The sequence below is a fragment of the Microbacterium marinum genome (assembly GCF_014204835.1).
Classification (GTDB): Bacteria; Actinomycetota; Actinomycetes; order Actinomycetales; family Microbacteriaceae; genus Microbacterium; species Microbacterium marinum.
This window is the reverse complement of record NZ_JACHMD010000001.1, coordinates 1,327,659-1,351,083: the sequence shown is the minus strand read 5'-3', so window position 1 is coordinate 1,351,083 and position 23,425 is coordinate 1,327,659. Positions and strand designations below refer to the sequence as shown.

Genomic DNA, 23,425 nt, shown 5'->3' with positions numbered 1-23,425 from the left:
ACGCAGCGACATCACAGCCACCCAACCCCGACCGTCCGGGAAGCCGGGACACGTCACATGACCTGTGCTGCGGGCGTGTCGAGTGGATCGTCCAGGGGCGACGCAGGAGCGTCGACGCGACGTGCTGAGAGGTGGTTCCAGTCGAGTGCTAGGACACCGGCTACAGGCATGGCGATAGGTCAGGAACGGCGTCGCTCCCTGCGCAGGAGGGAGCGCAGAGTCTCGGCGTTCGCGTAGCCGACCCGTAGCGCGATCTCGGCGGAGGTGAAGTCCGTGGTTGCTGAGAGGTGCCGAGCTCGTTCGATGCGAAGCCGTTGGACGAAGCCGAGCGGAGTGAGGTTGAGCGCCGCACGGACTCGTCGTTCGAGGGTGCGCCGGCTGGTGCCGAGCGACTGCGCGACGAAGGCGACGTTGAACGGTTCGTCCAGGCGGGCGCGCACGAAGCGTTCGAACTCGACGACGATCGGGTCCTCGTGCCGGAGATGTTCGTAGGCGACGAAGGCCGCCTGCGACGGACGCTCGTCGATGATGAGGAGCTTGGCGACATGTTGGGCCAGGTCGGGGCTGATCGATCGCACGAGTGAGAGCGCGAGGTCGATGTGGGCGAACGCGGCGCCGGCGGTGACGAGGTTCCCGTCGACCACGACCATGGTGTCGAGATCGAGGGCGACGGTCGGATAGCGCTTCAGGAACTCCGGCCCCAGGAACCAGCTGGTCGTCGCCCTCCGATGATGCATCCGGCCGGTCTCGGCGACAGCGAACACGCCGGTGCACGCCGCGGCGATCCGGGTGGTCGCCTCGTCGAGGCGCCCGAGCGAGGCGATGACCGAACGAGCATCTCGGCTCTGGAGGACGTCGTTGGTAGCGGCGGCCGTAAGGGTTCCAAGCGCAGGGACGACGACCACGTCGAACTCTCCGGACTCCGACAGCGGGTGGTCCACCGACAGGGTCATCGATGCCGTCGTGGTCACTCGCCGTTTCGGTCCGAGGATGGCGAGTTCGATCGGGTCGATCCGCGGGTCGACATCGCCGCGGGCTCCGTCGGCCACCCGCACGATGTCGATGATCGACGCGATAGCCGAACCGAAGCAGCCGTCGATCGCGATCAGTCCGATACGCATGACGTAAACAGTAGCAATACTGCCGTATACGCCACTCCCCACCGGCCCTCGCTCGTCATACGCTGAACTCGTCCCACGAAGAACCCCGACGTCAAGGAGAGTCCCTCATGTCCACACCCGCATCACTTCCGTATGCCTTCGTCGCCAAGATCGTCGCGGCCGATGGACAGCACGACGCGGTCGCCGATCTGCTCGCCGGCGCTGTCGCACTCGCCAACGAAGAAGTAGGAACGATTGTCTGGTTCGCGGTCAGGACCCACGCCGACACCTTCTGGATCTTCGATGCATTCCCCGACGAGGCCGCTCGCGACGCCCACGCCAACGGCGCCATCGTCGCAGCCCTGATGGCCAACCAGCACCTCCTCGGCGCAGCACCCGAGATCCTGGCGGCCGACGTCCTCGCGTCCAAGCTCCCGTAGTCCGCCAACGCACGAGACGATCGCGCCCCGCCGAGCCGTCGCCAGGTCGCGACGCAACGCCACGCTGCGTTGCCGAGCGGTGCGAGGCCTATCGGCACACGGACAGGATGCCGGCCGCGAGCGCTCAGCCGGCGAGGGGTCCATCGCAGAGGAGAGCGACGTCGGTGTCGGGCAGAGCCGTGAGGCCAGCGCATCGCGCGACCACCAGAACGGTTCGCCGGAGCCGCCTGTCGGAATCGAACGGACGACCTAATCACGTCGGCTTTGCGTCTATCGCTTGATGCGCCCACTGGGCGAACGAGCCGCTGACCTGAGCAAACGCCGGGGCCTTGGCCCTTGATCGTGGACACGGTGTCGGTTCGGTTATGCCGCTTCCGCGAGCGTAGCGGAGCGTGCGGCTTCGTAGGCGTTCGGGCTGATGTTGCCGATCGCGGAGTGGCGCCGGCGAGTGTTGTAGCGGTTCGCCCACCGGAACACGGCCCGGTAGGCGGTGGCCTGGTCCGGGAACGCTGACCGGCCGGCGAGGAGTTCGCGCTTGAGCGTGGCGTTGAAGCTTTCCGCGAGTGAGTTGTCGGCACTCGTGCCGACCGCGCCCGTGGACTGGGTCACGCCCAGCTGCTCGCAGAGCGCGGCGTAGCCTTCGAGGTGTAGACGCTGCCGTGGTCAGAGTGGAAGATCGCGCCGACCAGCGACCCGCGGTCGCGGTGCGACCGGTGACGGACGGGAGGCACGGTGCCAGCTGACACCGTGCCTCCCGTCCGTCGTGGCCACCTCGTCTAAATCGCGAGGTACCCGCCGTCGACGGCGAACTGCGAGCCGGTCGCGAAGGCGGCCGCGTCGGAACCGAGCCACGCGACCATCTCGGCGATGTCGTGCGGCGTGCCGAGTCGGCCGATCGGGTGCTTCGTCAGCAGCGCGTCCTTGAAGCCGGGGTAGGTCTCCTCCAGCGCGTCTATCATTGGCGTCTGGATCACCCCGGGCAGCACTGCGTTCACGCGGATGCCTTTGTCGGAATACTCCACCGCGGCGGCTCGGGTGAGGCCGATGACGCCGTGCTTCGACGTGACGTAGGCGGACTGGTGGGCGATGGCGGCCTGCCCGAGGGACGAGGCGGTGTTGATGATGGATCCGCCGCCCTGCGCCAGCATCTGCGGGATCTCGGCCTTCATGCTGATGAACACTCCGGTGAGGTTGACGGCGATCACCTTGTCGAACTGCTCCACCGTGACGTCGGCGAGGTCGGGGCCGGTGAGCTCGATGCCGGCGTTGTTGTGCGCGATGTCGAGTCGGCCGTAGCGGTCCACCGCGGCCTGGACCACGTGCTGCATCGACGCGAGGTCGGTCACGTCCGCCCGGACGAACGCCACGGCGTCTCCGCCGTCGATGTACTCGAGCGTCCCGTTGCCGGCATCCTCGGACAGGTCGGCGACGACGACCCGTGCGCCGTGGTCCACGAGGACCTTCGCGGTCTCGCGCCCGATCCCTCCGCCACCACCGGTGACCAGTGCGACCTTGCCATCGAGCGAGTTTGACATTGTGTGCTTCTTTCTCTCAGGGAGCGGCGTCGGTCGGCGCCGCTCGTTCAGTGCGGGAGCTGCGACGCGGTGTCGGCTGTGGGGCCTTGGCCCTTGATCGTGGACACGGTGTCGGTTCGGTTATGCCGCTTCCGCGAGCGTGGCGGAGCGTGCGGCTTCGTAGGCGTTCGGGCTGAGGCGCTTGACCCCTCCAAGATCAGGGGTCAAGCGTCGGCCATTCTGCCCAGACTGCCGGCCAAGTCATGGCGCCTACCACTAGCACGTGCAACATGGCCAACCGGCTGCACGCGGCCGCGGTGACCAGGAAGGGCTGCGGACGATCTACGGCAATTGATCGAGGATCCGGCTGGCGCCTATCCGCGTCAGCCGGATATTCGTCGGCTCAAGCGGCAGGCTGATCGATCTTCCTCGAGCTTGCGCTTCCAAGTCGACTCGCGGACAGCGCCGCCAGCGCGACAACGACTAGCTGTACTTCCCCAGGAGGTTGTGAACGGGTGACATAGGAGAGACCTCCGAGGATGGCGACTCTCTTGCCCTGCAGCGTCTCGGCCATATCAGTTCGTCTTCTTCTCGGTCGACATCCCGGGCTTGATGAGGACCTTCGTCCAACCCTTGGACCGGGCGTCGAAGTTCTTGTAGGCATCGGCAGCCTGGTCCAGCGAGATCTCGTGGGAGACGATCCACGAAGGGGTCGCCTTGCCGGCGGCGATCAAGTCCCGCAGCTGGCGGTTGTACCGCTTGACCGGGGCCTGACCGCTCCCCATGGTCTGACCCTTGAACCAATGCGTTCCGAAGTCGATGGCCGCCTTTCCCTGCTTGGCGAGGTCATCCTTGCCTCCGGGGTCCTGGGGGACGAACACGCCGACGGTGCCGATTCCTCCGGTGAAACGCACCGCGTTGATGAGCATGTTCAGGGTAGCGGCCGTGTCCTCGTTGCCTTGAGGATCGTGGGCCTGGTAACCCACGCATTCACAACCCCGGTCAGCTCCCAGCCCCATCGTCTCGTCGAGCACGGCTTGCACGGGATCGACCTTGGAGTCATCGATGGCGATCGCGCCGATCTGCTCGGCCAACGCGAGCCGGTCGGGGTGACGATCGACCACCATCACCTTCGCGGCGCCCTTGATCATCGCGGACAGGGCGGCCATCAGCCCGACCGGACCCGCCCCGGCGATGACAACACTGTCGCCGGGTATCACGCCGGCCATCTCGGTGGCGTGATAGCCGGTGGGGAAGATGTCGGAGAGCATGACGTAGTCGTTCTCCTTCTCCTCCGCATCCTCGCCCAAGCGCAGCGCGTTGTGGTCACCGAAAGGCACACGGAGCAGTTCCGCCTGGCCACCACCGTAGGGACCCATGTCGGCGAACCCGTAGGCCGCACCGGCGAATGATGGGTCGGGCTGGGTGGTGAGGCAGTAGTTGGTCAGGCCGCGTTCGCAGTTCTTACAGAACCCGCACGAGATGTTGAACGGGAGCACAACCCGGTCTCCGACCCTGACCTTCTCCACACCACTACCGACCTCGATGACCTCCCCCATGTTCTCGTGGCCGAACGTCCGGCCTACCTCGAAGGAGGTCCGCCCCTCGTACATGTGAAGATCCGAGCCGCAGATGTTCGTTGTCGTCACCCTGACCAGCACATCGGAGGGTCGCTCGATCTTCGCGTCCGGGACATCCTTCGTGCTGACCTGACGGGGTCCCTCGTACACTACTGCTTTCATGTCTACTCCGATCAAATGGTGTTGCTCGAGAACCTACTGGCCTCGATAGCCTGCTGGTAGGGCATTGACAACGCCAGCCCTTCGCGAGACATTGAACGCCCGCCGAAACCACGTTCTGATGTGCGTTTTTCGCGCGATCCGTGGCCTCTATCGCGAGTGCACCGTAAACGATCGTTATCGGCAGGAGAACGCTTCAGTCCGACTATCCGATGATGGGGCGTTCGTTTGCGTAGGTGTACAGGACGTTCCGGTGCCGGATGGCGAGAGCCGCTGCGAGCCCGATGGGGCCGATGCGTCCGGCGAGCATCAGGACGGAAAGGATGATCTTGCCGAACGCGTCCAGCTCGGCTGAGAGACCGACGGAGAGCCCGCAGGTTGCGAAGGCGGAAATGACTTCGAACAGGACCCGGTCCAGTGAGGCGTCGTTGGTCAGAGTGAGCAGGGTTGTCGCGGTGAGAACCAGTGAAGCGCCCAAGAAAGTGACACTGATGGCGACTCGCAGGATGCTGTCGGGAATGGTGCGTTGAGCGACGCGGACGTCTTTGGTGCCGCGAGCCTCAGCGACGATCGCGAGAAACAGCACGGCAAGGGTGGTCACTTTGATGCCACCGGCGGTGGATGCGGAACCCCCGCCAACGAACATCAGTGCGTCGCTGAGAAGCAGGGTTGTGGTGGTGGAGGCGGCGGTGTCGGTGATGGCGAACCCGCCCGATCGCATCATCGTCGAGGCGAACACGCCGTGGAAGATTTTGGCGGCAGGGTCCATGTCGCCGATGGTCGCGGGGTTTGACCATTCGAATAGCGTCCATGCACCGGTCCCGAGGAGCAGGAGGATCAGCGTTGTTGCCAGGGTGAGCTTGGTGTGGAGAGTCCAACGGGTGCGATCCCACTTGTTCTTGATGATGTTGAGGAACACGGGAAATCCGAGCGAACCGACAAAGACCCCCACGACGATCGGGCCGAGGATGAACAGGTTCCCGTCAAAAACCGTCAGCCCTCCGGTGTGTGTGGTGAAGCCGGCGTTATTGAACGCTGACACGGCGTAGAACACGGCATGCCAGGTCCCCGTCGCCCACCCTTCCGCAGCGATGAAGGGTGGGGCGAGTAGCACCGCGAGGGCGCCTTGGATGCTGAGGGTGGTGACGATGACGATCGTGAGGAGCCGGCGGACCTCACCGAGTTCGGGGGAACCGATGCTTTGTTGTGCGAATACTCGACCGCCGAGACCGAGACGGCGCGTGACAGCACGCGCGAGTAGTAACGCGATCGTGATCACGCCCAGCCCTCCGACCTGGATCGCGACGAGAATCACCCCGAGCCCGAAGGGGGACCAGGCAACGGCGGTATCCACTGTGGTGAGTCCGGTGACGGTGATGGCTGACACCGCGGTGAAGATCGCGTCCTGCAGGGGCATCCCCTGTCCGTCTGCTGTTGCGATGGGAAGAGCGAGAAGGGCGGAGAACAGTGCTGCTGCGAGGACGAAGATGGCGACCGCGGCTTGCGCCTGAGACTTTCGCAGGACTGTCTCTAGTGCGCGAAAGGAGAAATGAGGGCCCCTCCGGGCCAGCCGGGCACGCTTGCTCGTCTGGGACCCGATCGGCATCCGTGCTCCGTTGTTCATCGTCCCGGCGCGCTCCGCACCGGCGCCGACCAGACTTCCCGGCACACCAGGGATTCACCGTAATGCAGTGACCGCCACGTGCATAGCCTTCTCAGGGGTACCCGATAGGCTGGGAGTGGTGCGTCGGGAAGCCTGGTCGACATTCTGTCTATCGACCCTCCCGGAGGCCTCCCTGTGACCGTGCCGACCAGCGACCGTACGGAAACCCGCGCCCCACGTTGGCAGGGCTACGCCGAAGCCGCGCGAGTATCCGAAATCCTCCGCAAGGAGGCTGTGGGCGGCGCCCTGCTCGTGATCGCTGCGGTCGCTGCCATCATCTGGGCAAACTCTCCCGCCACGGACAGCTACTTCGCGCTCCGCGACTTCCGCTTCGGGTACGAGCCGTGGCACCTGGAACTCTCATTAGGAGCATGGGCGGCCGATGGGTTGCTCGCAATCTTCTTCTTCCTGGTAGGCCTCGAGCTCAAACGGGAGATCGTCGCCGGCGACCTTCGACGTTTCAGTACCGCAGTCGTCCCCGTCACTGCTGCGATCGGCGGAGTGGCCGTCCCAGCGCTTATCTACGTCGCTGTGGTGCGCGGGCAGGACGGGCTGGCCCAAGGGTGGGCAATCCCCACGGCCACCGACATCGCGTTCGCCGTCGCAGTCCTCGCTCTCGTCGGCTCACACCTTCCCAGCCCACTGCGGATCTTCCTGCTGACTCTCGCTGTCGTGGATGACCTAATCGCCATCGGCATCATCGCCATCTTCTACACCGAAGACATCGCGGTGCTCCCGCTACTCATCGCGGCCGGAGTCATCGCGGGCTACGGGTTTATCGCCCAGCGATACCGTGCACTCTTCGCGAACCGCCCATCGATGGCCTGGCTGGTGTTGCTCCCGATCGGCTTCATCGCATGGGCGTTCCTCCACGCATCCGGCATACACGCCACCATCGCAGGCGTCGCTCTCGCCTTCACGATCCCCGTCAAGCCTGCACGCGGCGTCACAGAAGGACCGCGCGCAAAGGACCTCGCGCACGAGTTTGAGCATCGCTTCCGGCCCGTGTCCGCAGGGTTCGCTGTACCCGTGTTCGCCTTCTTCGCTGCCGGAGTCGCCGTGGGCGGCGCGGACGGGATTCTCCGCGCCGCGACCGACCCGGTCGCTCTCGGTATCGTCGCAGGCCTCGTCCTCGGCAAACCGATCGGCATCCTTCTTGCCGTCCGCACTCTCACCCTTGTGACGAAAATCCGCCTCCACCCCGCGCTGCGGTGGGTCGACATGCTCGGTGTCTCGCTCCTGGCGGGGATCGGGTTCACCGTGTCGCTCCTGATCGCGGAACTCAGCTTCCCCTCCGGCTCGACGGAGGGCGACGACGCGAAGATCGCGATCATGATCGCATCACTCCTCGCCTCCCTCGGCGCAGCAGGAATCCTCCTGGCTCGTAACCGCCGGTACCGCCAAATCTCAGCGGCCGAGGCCGTAGATAAGGACGCGGACGGAACCCCCGACATTTACCAGGAAGAGAGAGGCGCAAGAGCAGACAAGGAGTAGGGTCGCAGGCAAGTCATGGTGAGCCGGGAAGTCTGGTCGGCAACGGTCGTCGACCGTTCCCTCCAACGGAAGGCAAACCATGAGTCACAGCACTGTGCTGCTCGGTGACGTCGACACCCCCTTGGCGCGGGGAATGTCTGCCCTCGACCACGCGTCGCGCGCATCGGCTCCGAACTCTGCACCCCGAGCCGTGCTCGCATTCGCCGACCTTCGCACCGATGACCGCCACACCGGACCGGAGCGACTCCGTGCACTGGGGACTCTTGCGCTTGCCACAGCGGCTCGAACAACATCCGTCCGCCACATCCTGTTCGCGGTCATGCTCGCTCCCCGCCACGCGGGGAGGTTTGATCGCATCGCCTCAGGGCTCGGCGCTCGGCTTCACTCGAACCTCGAACGCGAGAAGGCGCGAGACGTCGAAGTCACTTTCCTCAACGTCAGCGGCTGCACCGATGTGTCAGCTCTCACAGAACGACTTCTCGACCGATGCGACGACCCCACCGGCCTCCACGGCGTCGTGGTTCTCGACTGGGACGACATCCGCGATCATTCGATCGCCCACGCAGCACGATCTGAGTACCTCTAGACGCGCGTCCCCCAGCGCGCTGCGGCACTATCAGTGCCGCAGCCGGCAAGTTACTTCGCAGACTGCGCCGGAGGTTCGGGTGGGCCATTCCCCCCTGGCCCACCCGAACCACTTCATTCGTCAGCGCTGCGCGCGAGATACGTCCTGCGAGACGAGACTGGCCACGAGCTCTTCCACACGGTCCTTGATGTCATCACGAACCTCTCGGACGACGTCGATCGGCTGCCCGGCGGGGCCGGTGAGCTCCCCTCCAACCCGAGGGGCGAGGTGTTCGAGTGGTCATTCCCCAACCTGGAGTCGTGGGACGCGGACGCTGTTCGCCCGCTCCGCGAAGCGGTAGCGCAGCGAACTCGAGTGGAACTCCTCGAGGACTGAGGCAACCCGCCGCCCTGGACTCAGACTTGTGAGAGTTGCTCCATGAACTCGTCGGCCATGGCGACTTGTCGGCTGAGCTTCTCTCGCCGCTCTGCGGTTTCGTCGCGGATCGCGTCGAGCCGCTTCCGCAGGTCGACGTCGTCCGGTGATGCCGCGAGGGCGTCGACAACGTCCAGCAGTTCCCTCATCTCGTCGAGAGTGAACCCGAGCGGCTTCATCCGACGGATCAGGAGGATGCGCGCGATATCGGCCTCGGTGTAGAGCCGGAACCCGCCCTCGGTGCGCGCGGAGGGAGTGACCAGCCCGATTTCGTCATAGTGACGCAGGGTCCGGGAGGACAGCTCTGTGCGCTCGGTGACCTCGCCTATACGGGCGGTCTCTTCCTCCATCGCGACCGTATCCCTTCCGATTCGACAGCAAACCTCACGTTACGTTACATTTGAACTCTCACGTTACGTGATGTTTGTTCCAGGGTGCGATCAGCACCCTCCCCCATTCTCCTGCGTCGGGCATCCGGCGCCGCGCTCACGGGCGCACCCTCAACGACCGCTCTCCTAGGGAGAGCTCTACCCATGGAGGCATGTTGACCGCTGTCAGCCCTGCGCGCGACACCAAAGCGCGATACCGAATCGAACCCACCGTGCTGCAAGCGCTGCGCAGCCCAAAGCTCCTCACCCGCGAAGTCCTCGCCGGCCTCGTTGTGGCCCTTGCCCTGATCCCGGAGGCGATCGCATTCTCGATCATCGCGGGCGTGGACCCCCGCGTCGGGTTGTTCTCCTCGTTCGTGATGGCCGTCGCGATCGCGTTCCTCGGCGGCCGACCCGCGATGATCACCGCCGCGACCGGCGCCATCGCGCTCGTCATCGCACCCGTCGCCCGTGAGCACGGGATGGACTACTTCATCGCGACAGTCCTCCTCGGTGGGCTCATCCAGATCGTGTTCGCCGTCCTCGGCGTCGCCAAGCTGATGCGCTTCATCCCTCGGTCGGTGATGGTCGGGTTCGTGAACGCCTTGGCGATCCTCATCTTCACCTCTCAGTTCCCCCAGCTGTTCGGGGCGAACATTCCGTGGCTGGTGTACCCGCTGGTCGCTGTGGGCCTGGTGATCATGTTCGTGATGCCCCGGTTCACCAAGATCATCCCGGCACCGCTGGTCGCGATCGTGCTGCTCACCGTCGTCGTCGTCACGACAGGCTGGCTTGTCCCGAACGTGGGCGACCAGGGAGAACTCCCCGAGAGCCTGCCGGCACTGTTCATTCCGAATGTGCCGCTCACCTTCGAGACACTGCAGATCATCGCCCCCTACGCCCTCGCGATGGCGGTGGTCGGCCTGCTCGAGTCCCTCATGACCGCGAAGCTCGTCGACGACATCACCGACACCCACTCCCGCAAGACCCGCGAAGCATGGGGTCAGGGCGTCGCGAACGTCCTCTCCGGAGCGTTCGGCGGCATGGGCGGTTGCGCCATGATCGGCCAGACCATGATCAACGTGAAGGCCTCCGGCGCCCGCACGCGCATCTCCACCTTCCTCGCCGGCGTCTTCCTCCTCGTCCTGGTCCTCGCCCTCGGCGACGTCGTCGCCATCATCCCCATGGCCGCCCTCGTCGCGGTCATGATCGTCGTCGCGATCGCGACGTTCGACTGGCACAGCATCCGAATGAACACCCTCAAGCGGATGCCCAAGAGCGAGACCGCCGTGATGCTCATCACCGTGATCGCGACCGTCTGGACCCACAACCTCGCCATCGGCGTGATCCTCGGCGTCATCGCCGCGATGATCATGTTCGCCCGCCGCGTCGCGCACTTCGTCACCGTCACCCGCACCGTCGACGACACCGCTGCCGTCCCGACCGCGTACTACGCCGTCGACGGGGAGCTGTTCTTCGCTTCCAGCAACGACCTGACCACGCAGTTCGAATACAACGATGACCCCGAACGAGTCATCATCGACATGACCCGCTCACACGTCTGGGACGCCTCCACCGTCGCCGCCCTCGACGCCATCGTCACCAAGTACGAACACCACGGCAAAACCGTCCACATCGAAGGCCTCAACGACACCGCCACCGCCTTCCACGGACGCCTCACCGGCAACCTCGGCGGCAGCCACTAACCCAACCGAAAACGCCCGCCGAAACAAGGTTACGAACCGCGTTTCCGGCGGGCGTTCTCGCGCGTTCGACACGGCACAGCCGTAAACGATCGTTTTCGGCAAAGAAGGTGCGCCTTCGCTTTTGGACGAGGTTCGGGCAGGTCGCACCGAAACGACCTGCCCGAACTGGTGATCAGTTGGCACCACCCGTGTGATCACCGTGAGGCACCGGAGGGAGTTGGTGCCCCACCTACCGTCACCCTTACGGGGCGGCAGCTTTCTCGCTACTCCACCAAGGCCGGGGAGAGCGCAGGCTGAGAAGTAAGAGCACAGGGAAGGGGGCGTGGGAGGAGTATGCCAAACCGAGTGGGTTTACGAGGTGAGGCGGCAGACTCTCCACGGTGGCTATGGCGGTCAAAGGTGATTTCAGGTGAGGAGGGTTTCGCCGATGTAGCCGCCTTCGGCGCACCCGGGCGGGGCGGCGAAGACGGCCGAGCCGATCGGGGCGGTCCACTCGTTGAGGAGGTCGAGCTCGTCTAGGCGGCGCTGGATCGGGGTGAACTGTTTTTCGATGTCGGCTTGGAAGGACACGAAGATGAGTCCCGCGTTGGAGATCTGCCCGGGCGTGGGGGTGTCGTCGTAGTTGAACGCGCGGCGGAAGATTCGCTCGGCAGTGTTCTCGCTGCGGGAGCGGCGCAGATGGGAGAACTCGGGGATCACGGGGAACCCGATTGGGGTTTTCGCGGTGAAGTCGGGTTCGTCGAACTCGTCGGTTCCCGTCAGCGGTGCCCCGTTGGACTGGTAGCGGCCCACGGACTGGTCGCGGCCTGGCCGGTCGAGCCGGTCCCACTTGTCGAGGTCCATCGCGATACGCCGCACGACTATGCCGGTGCCGTCGGCTGCCCACCCGTCGGTGGTGTTCCACACGACCGTGTCGAAGTCGGCGGTGCCCGGTTCGGGGTTGCTGGTCCCGTCCACCTGACCAAACAGGTTCCGCATCGTGGTGCCCGGCTTCACCGACCCGTGGGCACGGCGGAACCCTTGCTGCGACCACCGCAAGGTGGCAAAGCTCCGGGTGTCTTTCAGCATCATCCGGGAGGTGTGGGCGACGGTGAGAGGGTCGTCGGCGGCGATCTGGATCAGCAGGTCACCGTCGCTGTACTCCTTCTGCAGCCGGTCGATCGAAAACGCCGGTAACGGGGCGAGCCACCCGGGGCGGGCGCCGCCAGCTCGTTCGACCAGCCCGGGCCCGAACCCGAACGTGACGGTGAGGCGGGAGGGGGTGACGGCGAGTTCCGGTTCCGAGTCGGCCAGGGCCGACTTCCCCTGCGTCATGCGAGCAGCGTCATCGGTGAGGATCCGCATCATGCGGCGCAGCGCGTCTCGGTCCGTGGTGGGCAGCAGGTCGAACGCGAGGAACAGTCCGTGCGCTTGGGCAGCCGTGTCGATCCCGGCCTGATGTGCGCCGTAGAACGGGACCGTGACGTCACCGTTGAGCGGTTCTGAGACCGACGTACGAACGGCGGTGTTGTCCGCGGCGTTCAGGCCCGCGTCGATCGCGATCGCGGCAGCAGCGCCGACACCGGCGACAGCTCCTCCAAGGAGAAACTGCCGCCGGGTCGCGCCGGCACGACCGGGTCGTTCGTTCCGATCGCGGGGGCTCATCAGCCGTCCGAGTCCATGTCGCCGCCCATGTCCATGTCGCCGCCCTCATAGTTCTCGTTCGCGCCGGAGTAGTCCTTCACCGGCGCGGTGAATTCGTACGTGCTGTCGTCGGAGAAGGTGAGGATGAAGGTGGCTTCCTCGCCCGCGGCAAGCGGAGCAGGGAGATCCATCATCATGATGTGGTTTCCGCCAGGTTCGAGGGAGAGCGTGTCACCGGCGGGGATGGTGAACCCACCCTCGATCTGACGCATCACCATCTCGCCGTTCTCGTTCTCGACCGTCTCATGCAGCTCGAGCATCGAGGACACCTCGGTAGTGGCGGATACGACGGTCACGTCGGTGTTGCTGTCGTTGGTGAGCTCACCGAACGCGGCGGACATGCCCGAGTCGGCAGCTTTCACCCACGAATCGGTCATTGACACCGAGTCGCCAGCGACCACCGTATCGGCGTCCGTGCTTGCAGCCGGTCCGGGGGTGGTCGATGCGCAGCCGGTGAGGGTCAGCGCGGCCGCGGCCAGGATCAGGCCGAGACGGGTGGAAGTGGTGCGAGGGATCACAGAAAGTGCCTTTCAAGAGTGTTCCAGCGCCGGGCTTACTGCTCCGGGCTGCTGGTGCCGGCCGCATGCCGGCGGCGAAGGAGAAGTATGGGGGCAAACACCGCTACAGCTACCGCCGCGCCGATGCCACCGATGACGACAACCCGTGGGATGCCGCCCATGTCCTGTGCGTTCTGACTTGCCTGCGCGTCGTTTCCTGCGCCCGCGTCCACCTCAGCGCCGTCGGCTGCAGCGGGTTCCCGTACTAGCGGTTCCCCATCGCCAACAGTGAACGGGATCACTCCGGAGATGGGGTGACCATCTGCGGATACCACCCGCCACCGCACTTCATACCCACCCGAAGGCATGCCTTCCGTGACGGGAATGGTGACCGAAGTTCTGTCAACCGTCGGGGTGCCGTCAGCCCAATCCCCTCCCGCCCCGTCCGCGACCATAATCAGAGCGCCCAGCTCCATCACGTCAGCCGAAAACTCCAATGACAGCCCCGTAGGTGCCGTCTCTAAACGGTCGTCAACGGCGGGAGTGCTGGACACTAACTCGTCGTGGGCCGATGCGGGGACAGCTGTCGTCAACACAACAACGACCGCTGCCGCCACCCCGACCGCGAATTTGCGGAACGGTGACATTCGAGAAACCTCTCGCAGGCACCCGACTGCCGGGCGCAAAAGACATAGGAGCGCTCAACCAGAAGCGCGAAGAGAACGCCGAAGCATGCCCACCACTTGGGAACGGTCGGCGGGAGTCAGAACGCAGCAATCAGCGGCGGCCCACGGCGAGCAGCAGACCATACCAACGGAGAACGCTTGCGCCGAACCGGCACAGCCGCCGCCGGTACCAACTGACTGCATCCCTCGACGGGCAGCACGACCAGGGCGGGCAGCAGAACACGAACCCACGCAACGAGGATCATCGCGATCTCGCGCAGCCGGTTGAACATGCGCTCACCGCGGTACAGCGCAGCGACCGTCACCAGCACTGCAATCGCATGCATCATCGGCATCCACACGTCCTGCGGGACCACCGACGCCGGTGCAGTCATCCCCATGTCAGGCATCACGACGCTGCCGTGCATGTGACGGTCCGCACGCATCGGCATCGGGGACGCAGAGACCGTGCCGAGGATGAACAGGTTGTGGAACAGGAATTGACTGGCCATTACCGCGAGCGTCAGCCGCCACGCCGACAGGCGCCGCCCCGCAAGAACAGTGCACACAACCACAGACAGCACCAGGGGAACGAGGATGCCCACCCAACCCGGCACCTCACCTCCGCCTGAGACGTGCGACACCAACGCCGCGAATGTCGCGACACACGCCGCGAGCAGACCTCGCATAACGCGGGTCACTCGGGACTGAGGCATTCCCCTATTGTGTCAGGCCGTCACCCACGCCGGGGCAGCCCGGGCGGAGGCAAGCATGACGCTCGTTCCGCCCTTCACTTAACAGTGACGCATATGACCCCGCCTGTTGGGGGTGACTCTAGAGTCGTCCCGCCCGCGGTAATGTTGCTCATACCGCATTACAGCGATATCATCGCTCTGTGACGATCAATCAGGTATCTCCCGACACGTTCCGCGATGACGCCAACCGGATCTACGCGCACCTGTTCCAGGCGCTCAGCGAGCCTTCCCGTCTCGCCGTCCTGCAGCACCTTTCCCTCGGTGAGCACAAGGTCAGGGACCTTGTTGCGCATCTCGGCTTGGCGCAGTCCACGGTGAGCCGACACCTCGCATTCCTATTGGAGTGCGGCCTCGTGACAACACGGCCAGTCGGGCGTGCGTCCTGGTATGCGATAGCTGAGCCGACTCAATTGGCGGGGCTGTTCGACGCAGCCGGGTCACTTCTTCGAGCCACAGGCGACAGCGCTGTTCTCCAGGGGCACCTTCACGGAAAGCAGACGCTCGGTTCACAGGAGGTGTCCTGATGGGTGCTGGACACGATCACGCAGTCCCGAGTGCGGGTGCGGCACCACGCGATTTTCGACGGAGACTGTGGGTTGCTTTTGCGATAACCGCCACGCTGGTCATCGTTCAAGCGGTTGGCGCTTTCGTCACGGGAAGCCTCGCCCTGCTCACAGACACCGCGCACGCCGTCACCGACGCGTCGGGGTTGCTGGTTGCGTTGATTGCCGCGAGCTTGATGCTGCGTCCCGCGACGGCGAAGCGCACATGGGGTTTCCGTCGCATCGAGGTAATCGCCGCCCTGGCGCAGGCATCGCTGCTACTGGTTGTAGGGACGTACACCGCAGTTGAGGGTGTGCGGAGGTTGTTTGAGCCGCCCGAGGTTCCTGCCGGTGAGCTGCTGGTATTTGGAGTCGTTGGTCTGGCGGCTAACATCGTCGCGATCGTCATCCTGTCCTCCAGCAGGGCAGCGAACTTCAACATGCGCGCAGCGTTCTTGGAAGTCCTTAACGACGCTCTCGGTTCACTAGGCGTGATCGTCGCAGCCATCGTCATCGCAACCACAGGGTTTCTGCAGGCGGACGCAATCGCTGGCTTGTTCATCGCTGCGCTAATCGTGCCGCGCGCTTTCAAGCTGATGCGCGAGACCGGCAGTGTGCTGATGGAGTTCACTCCTCAAGGCCTGGACCTCGACGCGGTGCGTGCACATATCCTCGAGCTGGATCACGTGAAGGATGTGCACGACCTGCACGCATCGACGGTCGCCACCGGCCTACCGACGATCACTGCTCACGTCGTCGTCGAGGACGAATGCTTCACCGATGGCCACGCCGCCGAAGTTCTCACGAGCGTCAAGGAATGTGTCGCTGACCACTTCCCCGTGTCGATCCTGCATTCGACGTTCCAGATCGAGACCGCACATATCCAGGACTCCGAACCGTCGTCGACTCGACACGCCTAGGCGAGTTCCGTCGTGATCACATCACTGCGAGAAGCGCCGCGCATGCCTCCTCACAGTCGCGGCTGGCCACCAAACGGTCGCGGCATCGAGCTGTGACTGCTGCTCTGCCCTCGCACTCTTGGGCGTACGCGGCGCACGTAACACGGCAGACCGTGAGAGCTGCCCGGATCCGCTCTCGGTCGGATGTCGATGGGCACCCGAGGGCGACCGCCACCTGCCCACATGCCTCAGCCCACTCGATACCTCTGACGTCGCAGGGGTCAACATCGTCCGCGTTCTCTGCTTGAAGCTGAGTGCCCTCGGATGCTTCCGCCGCGCGCGCGAGCCGGACGAATACTTCGATACACGCCGCTCGCTCAGCGACGGTCAACCGACCTTCGATGGGGCGCAGCTGCAGGACGTCACCGATCCAAGTCATGGGGCGGCCCACCGGGTGCGGTTCTGCACAGGCGACCTACGCATTCCCATCACCCTTACGCCGGAGGGATGTGAGGTAGGTGTTGTATGCGTCGAGCTCAGGGTCACCGTGAACGTCGGCATACCGTGCGTCAGCGGCGTCGCGTGCGGTGCTGACGCGGAACCACCGGTGCATTGCGAACATCAGCATCAAGAGGGTGGGAGCTTCCCCGTAGGACCAGGCCAGCCCACCCGCCACCTGCTGATCTGCGAGCGGATCGATCCCGAGCGTCAGTGAGGACGCCTCGAACGAACTGATGAGAAGGCTGGGCGCCACCATCAGGAAGACGCCGAAAAACGCGTGCAGTGCTGTTTCGACGAACACGTCTAACGCCCGGGCGCCCTCACTCATCCGTATGGGAAGAGGGTCGTCGGAGAGCACCGGGATGGTGAACACTATCCCCGCGATGAGGAAGCTGATCTCCAGGGCGATGTGCCCGAAAGGGTTCGCGAGGACGGGGTCGGCAAGGTTGACGAGATAGAGGCCGTAAAACGCAGACAGGTAGACCGGCAGCGCGACCCACGGGCTGAGCACCCATCGTGCGGCGCGGCTGCGGAGGCCACCATGCGCTGCACGTAGCACCGCGCGTCCTACCCCGCGGTGAGGGGTTGCACGGAGTAGCAGTGTTCCCGGCGATCCGAGGACCAGGAGTGGCGGGATGGCCATCATGAGGGTGAGCTGCTGAAACATAAACACTGAGAACAGTGCGTAGCCGTACGCCTCGACGCCCAACCCGGTGATAGCCGCGAGGGCGATGCACCCGAGCAGGAAGCTCAACGATCGCCATACAGGCCAGCGTCGTCCCGCCTTCCACAGCCGTATCGCACCGGCAAGGTACACCGCCGCGAGAAGTACTCCTACGGCGGGAAGTACCGGGAGCTCGAGGGGGATGTAACTGACGAAATCGCTTAACGTCGGCGGGTCGCTCAACGCCGTCCCTCTCATGCGTGTCGCAGCTGAGCCCTGCGACCCACGCTGGCGGCATCGACAGTCATGGGCGGCGCACCTTGATGAGCGCCCCGGCGATCAAGAAGAGGACGGCGGCGGCTGGCTGCGCCGCCGACCAGATCTGCCCCGAGAAGGGGAGGGGGTAGGCCGGGTTCCAGATGATGGCGACAGCAGCAAAGGCCGGTATCCACCACCATTGCTTGGCTTGGAACGCGAACCACGCCACGATGAGCGCGAGGATCGCAACGATGAAGAGCACGAGCAGAAACCACGGTCCGCCAAGCAGCACGGGCGCCAGGAAGAGGATCGCGGCCGCTATGAGACTGGGAGCGAGCGCGTTGCGCTGATAGACGGACGGGGCGCGTTTCTTCGCCATCACTGGGCGGGTCCCACTGTTGACACTGCACTGCCCGAGCTTGATCGTCTCGCCCCGTTTGCTTGGCGCACTCGGTTCTGAGACCACAGCGTGGCAATGAGGATGACCGCGCCCACGGCAAGGGCGAGGTCAGCGAGGTTGCCGATGAACAGGGTGCCGTAGGCCAGGAAGTCGGTGACGTGCCCCACCCCAAACCCAGGCGGCGAGAAGAGCCGGTCAACCGTATTGCCGATCGCTCCTCCGAGAATGATCCCGAGCCCCACCGCCCACCGTGTTGTGCGGGCACGGATCATGGCTGTCGCGATGAGAGCGATCGAGACGATTCCCAAGGCGGTGAGCAGCCATGGAGCCTGAGCCCCGAAGGACAACACGCCGCCCGGGTTGAAGGCCAGCTGTAGCGTCAGGAAATCTCCGAGCAGTGGGAGACCTTCAGCTGTACTCAACCCGGCGACCGCCGCTGCTTTGGTTGCTTGATCAGCCACCACCACGAGGCCAGCGGCGACGCACGCCAGCGCAAACCGCTTTTCCGGGCTGTCAGCCATTGCGTTCGCTCCCTCCCACCGTCTTGGTCGCCGCGTTTGCGTCGGCGCGGTCGCGGCGTCGGCGCGCGCGGGCAACCATCATCACAGACACCAATGCGCCACCGACCACGCCCACACCCGCGATCACCGTCATGATCGGCAGGAACTCGGTTCCCTCGCGAGGTCCGGAGTGAACGTCTGCGGGCTGTGTCGCTGCTGCCGTAGAGGACGGGGCGGGGTCCTGGTCAGCCTCGGAGCTCGACGGCGACGATGGGGTCGATTCCTCGGTACCGGTGTTCTGCGCGAGAGTGTAGGTGTATTCGTCGCTGATGGGGTGGCCGTCGCTAGAGACGACCCGCCACTGCACAGTGAAGGTGCCGGGCGTCGCGGTCTCGGTGATCGGCTGGCTGACGGTGTTGCCGTTGATCGCGGGAGACCCGGCGACGATCTCCTCACCGTCTGGTGCGATCACTGCGATCTGGACCGCACTTCCTGCCGTGAAGACTTCATCGCTAAATGTCAGAGTGACTTCGGCGGGAATCTCAGTCGTTGTGGAGTCCGCCTCAGGACTTGCGGAGAGGAGACTGTCGTGTGCGGTCGCAGAGGTCGCGCCGGCAGTCATTCCCCAGGTGAGAGCGGCTGCGCTGGTGACAAGCAGCATCGCCAGGCGCACCCATCGTGGTTTCCGGCTGAGTCGGCGAATAGGCATATGGGTCATGTTGTGCGGTTCCTTCAGGTGCAGTTGATGATCGGGGGCGAAAAGGGTTACTTCTCGTCAGCGGGATCGGGCGAGGCTGTCGACGTAGGTGCCGGGTCGTCGATGGCGGCGTCAGCGGCGCGGCTGGGCTCGCCGGCTTTTCAGCCGAGCGCGTCACACACGTACTCCTCGGTTTCGGAGGTGCGCTGCGGGATCCACTCGAACGCCGTCGCGATATACCTCGAAATGCAGATGACATCCTGTGGAGGCTCCGGTAGTACCGGCGTAGGCGATGAGCTGACCTGCGCGTACCCGTTGGCCATACCTGACGTTGTAGCCCCCGTTGAGGATGTGCGCGTACGCCGTGGTAGATCCGTCGCTGTGGAGAATCTTGATGTAGTTCCCCCACGAGCCGCTCCACCCGGCGAAGGTGACTGTTCCTGATGCTGCCGCGTAGATAGGTGCACCGCAGCTCGCTGCGAAATCGAGTCCACGGTGCCCGCTAGCGGTGCAGTAGCCATTGCTGCAGATGGTGCCGCGTGATCCGAAGTAGGAGGTCACGCCGCCGTGCGCTGGACGGACCCAACCGGACGGTTGTACTTGTCCGCCACCGCTGGCAGCGCCGCCGCCAGAGGTGTTCCCGCCAGTACCACCACCTCCTGCGTTTGCTGCCTGTTCACGCTCCTCCTCTTGCCGTCGGCGCTCTTCTTCTCTTGCGCGCGCTGCGGCGGCTGCGCGTTCGCGGCGAATCCGCTCCGCTCGTTCCCTGCGTCGAACCTCAACACCCGTCTGGTAATCGGCCACCGTGATCGCGGTCGTATCTCGAAGGGCGGCGAGTTGTGCTTCGAGAACATCTCGGTGCTCGGATTGGGTTTCCAGCGCGACGAGGGCTGCTTGGGCTGCGTTTTGAGCCGCTTGCATCTTCTTCTCGGCGTCGTTCTTCCGCCGGTCACGCTCGGCGCGGGCGACTTCGGCCTGGGCGCTCAGGCTCTGGGCGTTGTCTCTGGCGCCGGTGGCATCGGCATACACCTCACGGTTCGCCTCGACGAGTCTGTCCATCGTGCCCAGGCGCGATAAGAGATCATCAGCACTACCGGGTTCTCCCGAGAAGAAGAGTTCCAGGGCGGGGTCACGCTTCCCGGAACGGTATTGCTCCGTGATGAGGATGCCCAGTTTTTGCGCGGCGGCTTCTGCCCGGGCGGACTCCGCATCAGCTTGCGCCTGGAGCGTTTCTGCCCGATCGACAGCGTCCTCGTATGCTTCGACGGCGAGCACGTGCTCCTGGCCGAGTCGCTCGGCTTCAGCTTGTTTGGCCTCCACATCGGATTGCAGCGACCGGATGAGCGTCTCGATGCGGGCGATCTCCGAGTTCTTCGACGCCTCGTTACGTCGTGCCTTTTCCACGTCGTCCCACGTTGGGTACTTGGCGGCAAAAGCCGGGTCGCCCGGTCCTGACGCGAACCCCGCGATAAGGGCCCCGAGCGCCCCAGCGGCAACGACGGCGCGGCGGGTGACACCTCGGCGAAGGTCGCGAAGTTCGGACGGGGTGGGCCCGCATCCGCAGTCTGACTCAGTTGGACCGCTTCTCATCTCGGCTCCCCCACTGCAGCGCTGGCAGGCTCAGGGCGTACGCGAACCCGACGGTCGCGGCCTGCGGAATGCTTCCGCACGTACAGGAGGACCCCGAGGCCGAACCCCACGCCGATGAAGATGTCGGCCAGGTTGCCGATGAAGAGGTTGCCGTAGGCGAGGAAGTCGATGACGTGCCCGTTGCCTCCGCCCGGGGGCGCTAGGAACCGATCGAGGAGGTTGCCTGACGCGCCTCCGAGCACGAAGCCGATCGCGGTCGACCACCCCTTTGAGCGGGCGCGGGTCGCGCCGATGAGGAGCGCTGCGCACGCGATCGCGGAGATCGTCGTCAAGACCCAGGTGGAGTCGGCGCCGAGCGACATGACAGTGCCCGGATTGAACGCCAGCTGCAGCCCGAAAAGGTCTCCTAGGAGAGGGACACGTCCGCGGGGGGCGAGCTCCATGATCGCGGTCGCTTTCGTTGCTTGATCGACTAACGCGGTGAGCGCGGCAACGGTGACGGTCAAAGAGAACAGCGCGACCCTCTGCGCTCCGGTGAGCGCCGTGGATGTGGATTTGGTGATCATCGGTCAGCTCAGTCCTGAGTACGAGTGGAGACCTTTGAAGAACATGTTCACGACTGTGAAGTTGAACAAGACTGCGGCGAAGCCCACGATCGACAGCCATGCTGACCGCACTCCTCGCCACCCTTTGGTGGCGCGAGCGTGAATGTAGCCCGCGTACAGAACCCAAATCACGAAGGTCCATACCTCCTTCGTGTCGAAGCCCCAGTAGCGCCCCCATGAATCGTTTGCCCAGATCGCGCCGGCGATGAGGGTGAATGTCCACGCAACGAATCCGACGATCGCGAAGCGGTACGCCAACGCTTCGAGAGTGTCCGCAGGAGGAAGGGTGTCGAGGTAGCTTCGCTTTCTCGCAGTCACGGGGGGTTCGGGCGGCGCGATTTGCCGGCGGGTTGGTGCCGTGTGTCGTTCTCGTCTGGACTGCAGGAGCTGCGTGACCGATAGTCCGCAGGCGATGGCGAAAAGTGCCGTCGCGAGGGAAGCGACGAAGACGTGGATCACCAGCCAGACGCTCTTCAGCGGGTCCATCAAGGGAGTCACTTCGACGTAGAACGACAGCGCCGCGCCCCCGAGGAGCAGGACCACCATTCCGATCAAGAAAGCACCGAGGAATCGGAGATCGTACCGTCGCAGCACGGTGAGGTAGACGGCAACGATGAGAAGCGTGCCCGTCAGAGCGAACTCATACATATTCGCCCACGGCACACGGTCCGCGGCGACTCCTCGCGCGAGGGTACCGCCCAGATGGAGGACAAACCCGAGGGTGGTCAGCGTGGTGCCGATACGTGCCCACACATAGCGGGATGCTTTGTCACTCGCGAGGCGACCACGGGCGGCCGCAGTACTGTGCGGATCGTCTTCTGGTGAGGGACCCGTCGCAGGCCCGGTTCGCGAACCTGCCAAGACCGGCGTCTGATGAGGCGTCACCGTGGACGATGAGCGGCGGGAAAGGTCGGTCGCGTACGCCAAGAACCCGAGCGCGTAGATCGCGATAGCCGTCCACACCAGGAGCAGCGAGATGTCATCGAGCGTCAGAGTCGTCGGGTCAGCCATGAGGGACTCGATCCAAGCCGTTGTGCGGTGTCGGTGTGTCGGCCATCAGTCGGAGATCGCCTCATCAAGCGCATCGGTGAGATCGCTCAGCTGGGTGAGTTCGAGCACCTCGCCGTCCAGGAAGAACGTGGGTGTTCCTCGAACGTCCCATGCGATGCCTTCGTTGTAGTCGAGCTCCACGCGCGCTCGTGTTTCCGGGTCTGCGACCGCCGCGTCGAACGCGGTCATGTCGAGCCCGAGTTCTTCAGCGAAGGTGCGGAACCGGGGCGCCTCTGAGCTTTGGCGCTCCCCCCACTCCGCTTGCGTTTCGAACATGCGGTGGTACATGTCCTCGACCTTTCCCTGCTGGGCGGCGGCTTCGACGGCGAGGGCAGCGTTCATCGAGTTGGCGTGAGAAGGGATGGGGAAGTACCGGATGGCGTAGTTGATATCGCCGCGGTACTGCTCGCGGACCTGCTCGATCACGGGGTAGAGACCGCCACAGGCCTCGCACTCAAAATCGAGGAACTCGACAAGCGTGGGAGCGTCGGGGCCGGCCTCATCCAGGATGTGTGTGTTGGTCCGGGTGCCTGGAAGGGCACTTCCGCTGGGTTCAGGTTCGGGGGCTGCAGGCCGGTTCATCACCGCGATGAGGATCGCTCCGATGACCACCGCGATGAGACCGGCGAGGACGAGGATCGTCACTTTCGCGGGTGTTTTCATGATTCGTGTCCTTCTTCCGTCTGCGCAGATCGCGCGCGCCAATGAGAGCCATGGACGGCTCAGATGCGGTGACCTGTGAGCAGCGCGTGCCGCAGAGACCGCGTCGGCTAGTTATCGCGGACGGGACTTGGATGCCGCGATCGAAGAGGTAGCAGGACGGGTCAGAGCGAGGCGTACGGGAGGCGCGGTCAGGGTCTACGCGAGTGCCGTCAGCTACCAGTCACGTCCGCGAGATGCTCAACAGAGAAGGCGTCGGGGCTCGGGGCGGCGCCTGAACCCAAGGAATCAGCGACAGGGGCAGGGGGCGCAACCGAGCGTAAACGTGCACTCGTCGTCGCTGTACTCCGCCTTGGGGTGTCAAGAGGATGAGCAGTCCGCAGAACAGGCCGATCGCGCACAGGACAAGACCGAAGCCTTCTGCCTGCGTCGCGG

At 64.7% G+C, this 23,425-nt stretch carries 23 protein-coding genes and 1 pseudogene; 6 read left to right on the top strand and 18 right to left on the bottom strand.

Translation table 11 applies throughout. The annotated features are described in order from the left end of the window. Positions 1–179: 179 nt before the first annotated feature. On the bottom strand, positions 180–1,121 hold the full coding sequence (locus tag BKA24_RS06505; RefSeq protein WP_053548963.1) for a GlxA family transcriptional regulator: 942 nt from the start codon (positions 1,119–1,121) through the stop codon (positions 180–182). 107 nt (positions 1,122–1,228) lie between these two features. On the opposite strand from BKA24_RS06505, the gene BKA24_RS06500 reads away from it, so the two are divergent. After that, the gene (locus BKA24_RS06500) at positions 1,229–1,540 is read left to right on the top strand and encodes a putative quinol monooxygenase (protein ID WP_033107114.1); all 312 of its coding nucleotides are present in this window, start codon (positions 1,229–1,231) and stop codon (positions 1,538–1,540) included. A gap of 363 nt (positions 1,541–1,903) precedes the next feature. Here the strand turns inward: BKA24_RS06500 and BKA24_RS06495 are convergent. The 4 genes and pseudogenes from BKA24_RS06495 to BKA24_RS06480 form a co-directional block, all read right to left on the bottom strand. After that, positions 1,904–2,238 (bottom strand): annotated as a pseudogene (locus tag BKA24_RS06495) (transposase); the annotation flags it as partial. A gap of 78 nt (positions 2,239–2,316) precedes the next feature. Continuing rightward, entirely contained in the window at positions 2,317–3,075 is a 759-nt protein-coding gene (locus BKA24_RS06490; RefSeq protein ID WP_184216297.1) for a glucose 1-dehydrogenase, read from the bottom strand. Positions 3,076–3,629: 554 nt separating this feature from the next. Further along, positions 3,630–4,796, bottom strand: a complete 1,167-nt coding sequence (locus BKA24_RS06485) for a glutathione-independent formaldehyde dehydrogenase (RefSeq protein ID WP_184216295.1) — start codon at positions 4,794–4,796, stop codon at positions 3,630–3,632. Between the two features lie 202 nt (positions 4,797–4,998). Further along, on the bottom strand, positions 4,999–6,399 hold the full coding sequence (locus BKA24_RS06480) for a TrkH family potassium uptake protein (RefSeq protein ID WP_184220508.1): 1,401 nt from the start codon (positions 6,397–6,399) through the stop codon (positions 4,999–5,001). A gap of 192 nt (positions 6,400–6,591) precedes the next feature. Here BKA24_RS06480 and nhaA point away from each other — a divergent pair, with 192 nt between their 5' ends. Together nhaA and BKA24_RS06470 are read left to right on the top strand one after the other, a co-directional pair. After that, positions 6,592–7,950: a Na+/H+ antiporter NhaA gene (nhaA, locus tag BKA24_RS06475; protein WP_184216293.1), complete on the top strand. Its 1,359-nt coding sequence runs from the start codon at positions 6,592–6,594 to the stop codon at positions 7,948–7,950. A gap of 79 nt (positions 7,951–8,029) precedes the next feature. Next, the gene (locus BKA24_RS06470; RefSeq protein WP_221417288.1) at positions 8,030–8,536 is read left to right on the top strand and encodes a hypothetical protein; all 507 of its coding nucleotides are present in this window, start codon (positions 8,030–8,032) and stop codon (positions 8,534–8,536) included. A 395-nt stretch (positions 8,537–8,931) separates the two neighbouring features. Here BKA24_RS06470 and BKA24_RS06465 read toward each other — a convergent pair whose 3' ends face one another. Beyond that, the gene (locus tag BKA24_RS06465; protein WP_184216291.1) at positions 8,932–9,300 is read right to left on the bottom strand and encodes a MerR family transcriptional regulator; all 369 of its coding nucleotides are present in this window, start codon (positions 9,298–9,300) and stop codon (positions 8,932–8,934) included. Positions 9,301–9,491: 191 nt separating this feature from the next. Here BKA24_RS06465 and BKA24_RS06460 point away from each other — a divergent pair, with 191 nt between their 5' ends. After that, entirely contained in the window at positions 9,492–11,024 is a 1,533-nt protein-coding gene (locus tag BKA24_RS06460; protein ID WP_184216289.1) for a SulP family inorganic anion transporter, read from the top strand. Between the two features lie 405 nt (positions 11,025–11,429). On the opposite strand, the gene BKA24_RS06455 is transcribed toward BKA24_RS06460, so the two are convergent. From BKA24_RS06455 to BKA24_RS06440, 4 genes are all read right to left on the bottom strand, one after another. Beyond that, entirely contained in the window at positions 11,430–12,668 is a 1,239-nt protein-coding gene (locus BKA24_RS06455; RefSeq protein WP_184216287.1) for a Dyp-type peroxidase, read from the bottom strand. Continuing rightward, positions 12,668–13,225: a copper chaperone PCu(A)C domain-containing protein gene (locus tag BKA24_RS06450; protein ID WP_184216285.1), complete on the bottom strand. Its 558-nt coding sequence runs from the start codon at positions 13,223–13,225 to the stop codon at positions 12,668–12,670. The genes BKA24_RS06455 and BKA24_RS06450 overlap by 1 nt, the downstream gene beginning before the upstream one ends. A 35-nt stretch (positions 13,226–13,260) precedes the next feature. Then, on the bottom strand, positions 13,261–13,851 hold the full coding sequence (locus tag BKA24_RS06445; protein ID WP_184216283.1) for a copper resistance CopC family protein: 591 nt from the start codon (positions 13,849–13,851) through the stop codon (positions 13,261–13,263). A gap of 116 nt (positions 13,852–13,967) precedes the next feature. Continuing rightward, positions 13,968–14,474, bottom strand: a complete 507-nt coding sequence (locus BKA24_RS06440; RefSeq protein ID WP_184216281.1) for a hypothetical protein — start codon at positions 14,472–14,474, stop codon at positions 13,968–13,970. Positions 14,475–14,764: 290 nt separating this feature from the next. Here BKA24_RS06440 and BKA24_RS06435 point away from each other — a divergent pair, with 290 nt between their 5' ends. Continuing rightward, complete coding sequence (locus tag BKA24_RS06435; RefSeq protein WP_343065978.1) at positions 14,765–15,148, top strand: ArsR/SmtB family transcription factor; 384 nt, start codon at positions 14,765–14,767, stop codon at positions 15,146–15,148. After that, positions 15,148–16,086 (top strand): cation diffusion facilitator family transporter, encoded by a 939-nt coding sequence (locus BKA24_RS06430; protein WP_184216279.1) that lies wholly within the window; start codon positions 15,148–15,150, stop codon positions 16,084–16,086. The genes BKA24_RS06435 and BKA24_RS06430 overlap by 1 nt, the downstream gene beginning before the upstream one ends. A gap of 454 nt (positions 16,087–16,540) precedes the next feature. Here the strand turns inward: BKA24_RS06430 and BKA24_RS06425 are convergent, their stop codons facing one another. The 8 genes from BKA24_RS06425 to BKA24_RS06390 all read right to left on the bottom strand — a co-directional run bounded on the left by BKA24_RS06425 (position 16,541) and on the right by BKA24_RS06390 (position 23,035). Continuing rightward, positions 16,541–17,473, bottom strand: a complete 933-nt coding sequence (locus BKA24_RS06425; protein ID WP_343065977.1) for a cytochrome c oxidase assembly protein — start codon at positions 17,471–17,473, stop codon at positions 16,541–16,543. 61 nt (positions 17,474–17,534) lie between these two features. Continuing rightward, entirely contained in the window at positions 17,535–17,870 is a 336-nt protein-coding gene (locus BKA24_RS06420; RefSeq protein WP_425488708.1) for a DUF6804 family protein, read from the bottom strand. Further along, positions 17,867–18,409, bottom strand: coding sequence for a signal peptidase II (locus tag BKA24_RS06415; RefSeq protein ID WP_184216273.1), 543 nt, complete (start codon positions 18,407–18,409; stop codon positions 17,867–17,869). Before BKA24_RS06415 ends, BKA24_RS06420 begins: the two co-directional genes overlap by 4 nt. Further along, positions 18,402–19,061, bottom strand: coding sequence for a copper resistance protein CopC (locus BKA24_RS06410; RefSeq protein WP_184216271.1), 660 nt, complete (start codon positions 19,059–19,061; stop codon positions 18,402–18,404). Before BKA24_RS06410 ends, BKA24_RS06415 begins: the two co-directional genes overlap by 8 nt. Before the next feature lie 198 nt (positions 19,062–19,259). Beyond that, on the bottom strand, positions 19,260–20,489 hold the full coding sequence (locus tag BKA24_RS06405; RefSeq protein ID WP_343065975.1) for a peptidoglycan DD-metalloendopeptidase family protein: 1,230 nt from the start codon (positions 20,487–20,489) through the stop codon (positions 19,260–19,262). A 182-nt stretch (positions 20,490–20,671) separates the two neighbouring features. Beyond that, entirely contained in the window at positions 20,672–21,241 is a 570-nt protein-coding gene (locus BKA24_RS06400; RefSeq protein WP_184216267.1) for a signal peptidase II, read from the bottom strand. Positions 21,242–21,244: 3 nt separating this feature from the next. Next, positions 21,245–22,291 carry a c-type cytochrome biogenesis protein CcsB gene (ccsB, locus tag BKA24_RS06395; protein ID WP_184216265.1) on the bottom strand — a complete coding sequence of 349 codons (1,047 nt, stop codon included), beginning with the start codon at positions 22,289–22,291 and terminating at the stop codon, positions 21,245–21,247. Between the two features lie 45 nt (positions 22,292–22,336). Continuing rightward, complete coding sequence (locus BKA24_RS06390; protein WP_343065974.1) at positions 22,337–23,035, bottom strand: DsbA family protein; 699 nt, start codon at positions 23,033–23,035, stop codon at positions 22,337–22,339. Positions 23,036–23,425 lie beyond the last annotated feature (390 nt).

Bases quoted from the DNA above. Each gene is read 5' to 3' on its own strand.
- BKA24_RS06415 (WP_184216273.1), bottom strand. From the start codon at position 18,409: ATGGCTGACAGCCCGGAAAAGCGGTTTGCGCTGGCGTGCGTCGCCGCT.
- BKA24_RS06505 (WP_053548963.1), bottom strand. From the start codon at position 1,121: ATGCGTATCGGACTGATCGCGATCGACGGCTGCTTCGGTTCGGCTATC.
- BKA24_RS06485 (WP_184216295.1), bottom strand. From the start codon at position 4,796: ATGAAAGCAGTAGTGTACGAGGGACCCCGTCAGGTCAGCACGAAGGAT.
- BKA24_RS06490 (WP_184216297.1), bottom strand. From the start codon at position 3,075: ATGTCAAACTCGCTCGATGGCAAGGTCGCACTGGTCACCGGTGGTGGC.
- BKA24_RS06445 (WP_184216283.1), bottom strand. From the start codon at position 13,851: ATGTCACCGTTCCGCAAATTCGCGGTCGGGGTGGCGGCAGCGGTCGTT.
- BKA24_RS06500 (WP_033107114.1), top strand. From the start codon at position 1,229: ATGTCCACACCCGCATCACTTCCGTATGCCTTCGTCGCCAAGATCGTC.
- BKA24_RS06430 (WP_184216279.1), top strand. From the start codon at position 15,148: ATGGGTGCTGGACACGATCACGCAGTCCCGAGTGCGGGTGCGGCACCA.
- BKA24_RS06465 (WP_184216291.1), bottom strand. From the start codon at position 9,300: ATGGAGGAAGAGACCGCCCGTATAGGCGAGGTCACCGAGCGCACAGAG.
- BKA24_RS06480 (WP_184220508.1), bottom strand. From the start codon at position 6,399: ATGCCGATCGGGTCCCAGACGAGCAAGCGTGCCCGGCTGGCCCGGAGG.
- BKA24_RS06455 (WP_184216287.1), bottom strand. From the start codon at position 12,668: ATGAGCCCCCGCGATCGGAACGAACGACCCGGTCGTGCCGGCGCGACC.
- BKA24_RS06460 (WP_184216289.1), top strand. From the start codon at position 9,492: ATGTTGACCGCTGTCAGCCCTGCGCGCGACACCAAAGCGCGATACCGA.
- BKA24_RS06400 (WP_184216267.1), bottom strand. From the start codon at position 21,241: ATGATCACCAAATCCACATCCACGGCGCTCACCGGAGCGCAGAGGGTC.
- BKA24_RS06470 (WP_221417288.1), top strand. From the start codon at position 8,030: ATGAGTCACAGCACTGTGCTGCTCGGTGACGTCGACACCCCCTTGGCG.
- ccsB (WP_184216265.1), bottom strand. From the start codon at position 22,291: ATGGCTGACCCGACGACTCTGACGCTCGATGACATCTCGCTGCTCCTG.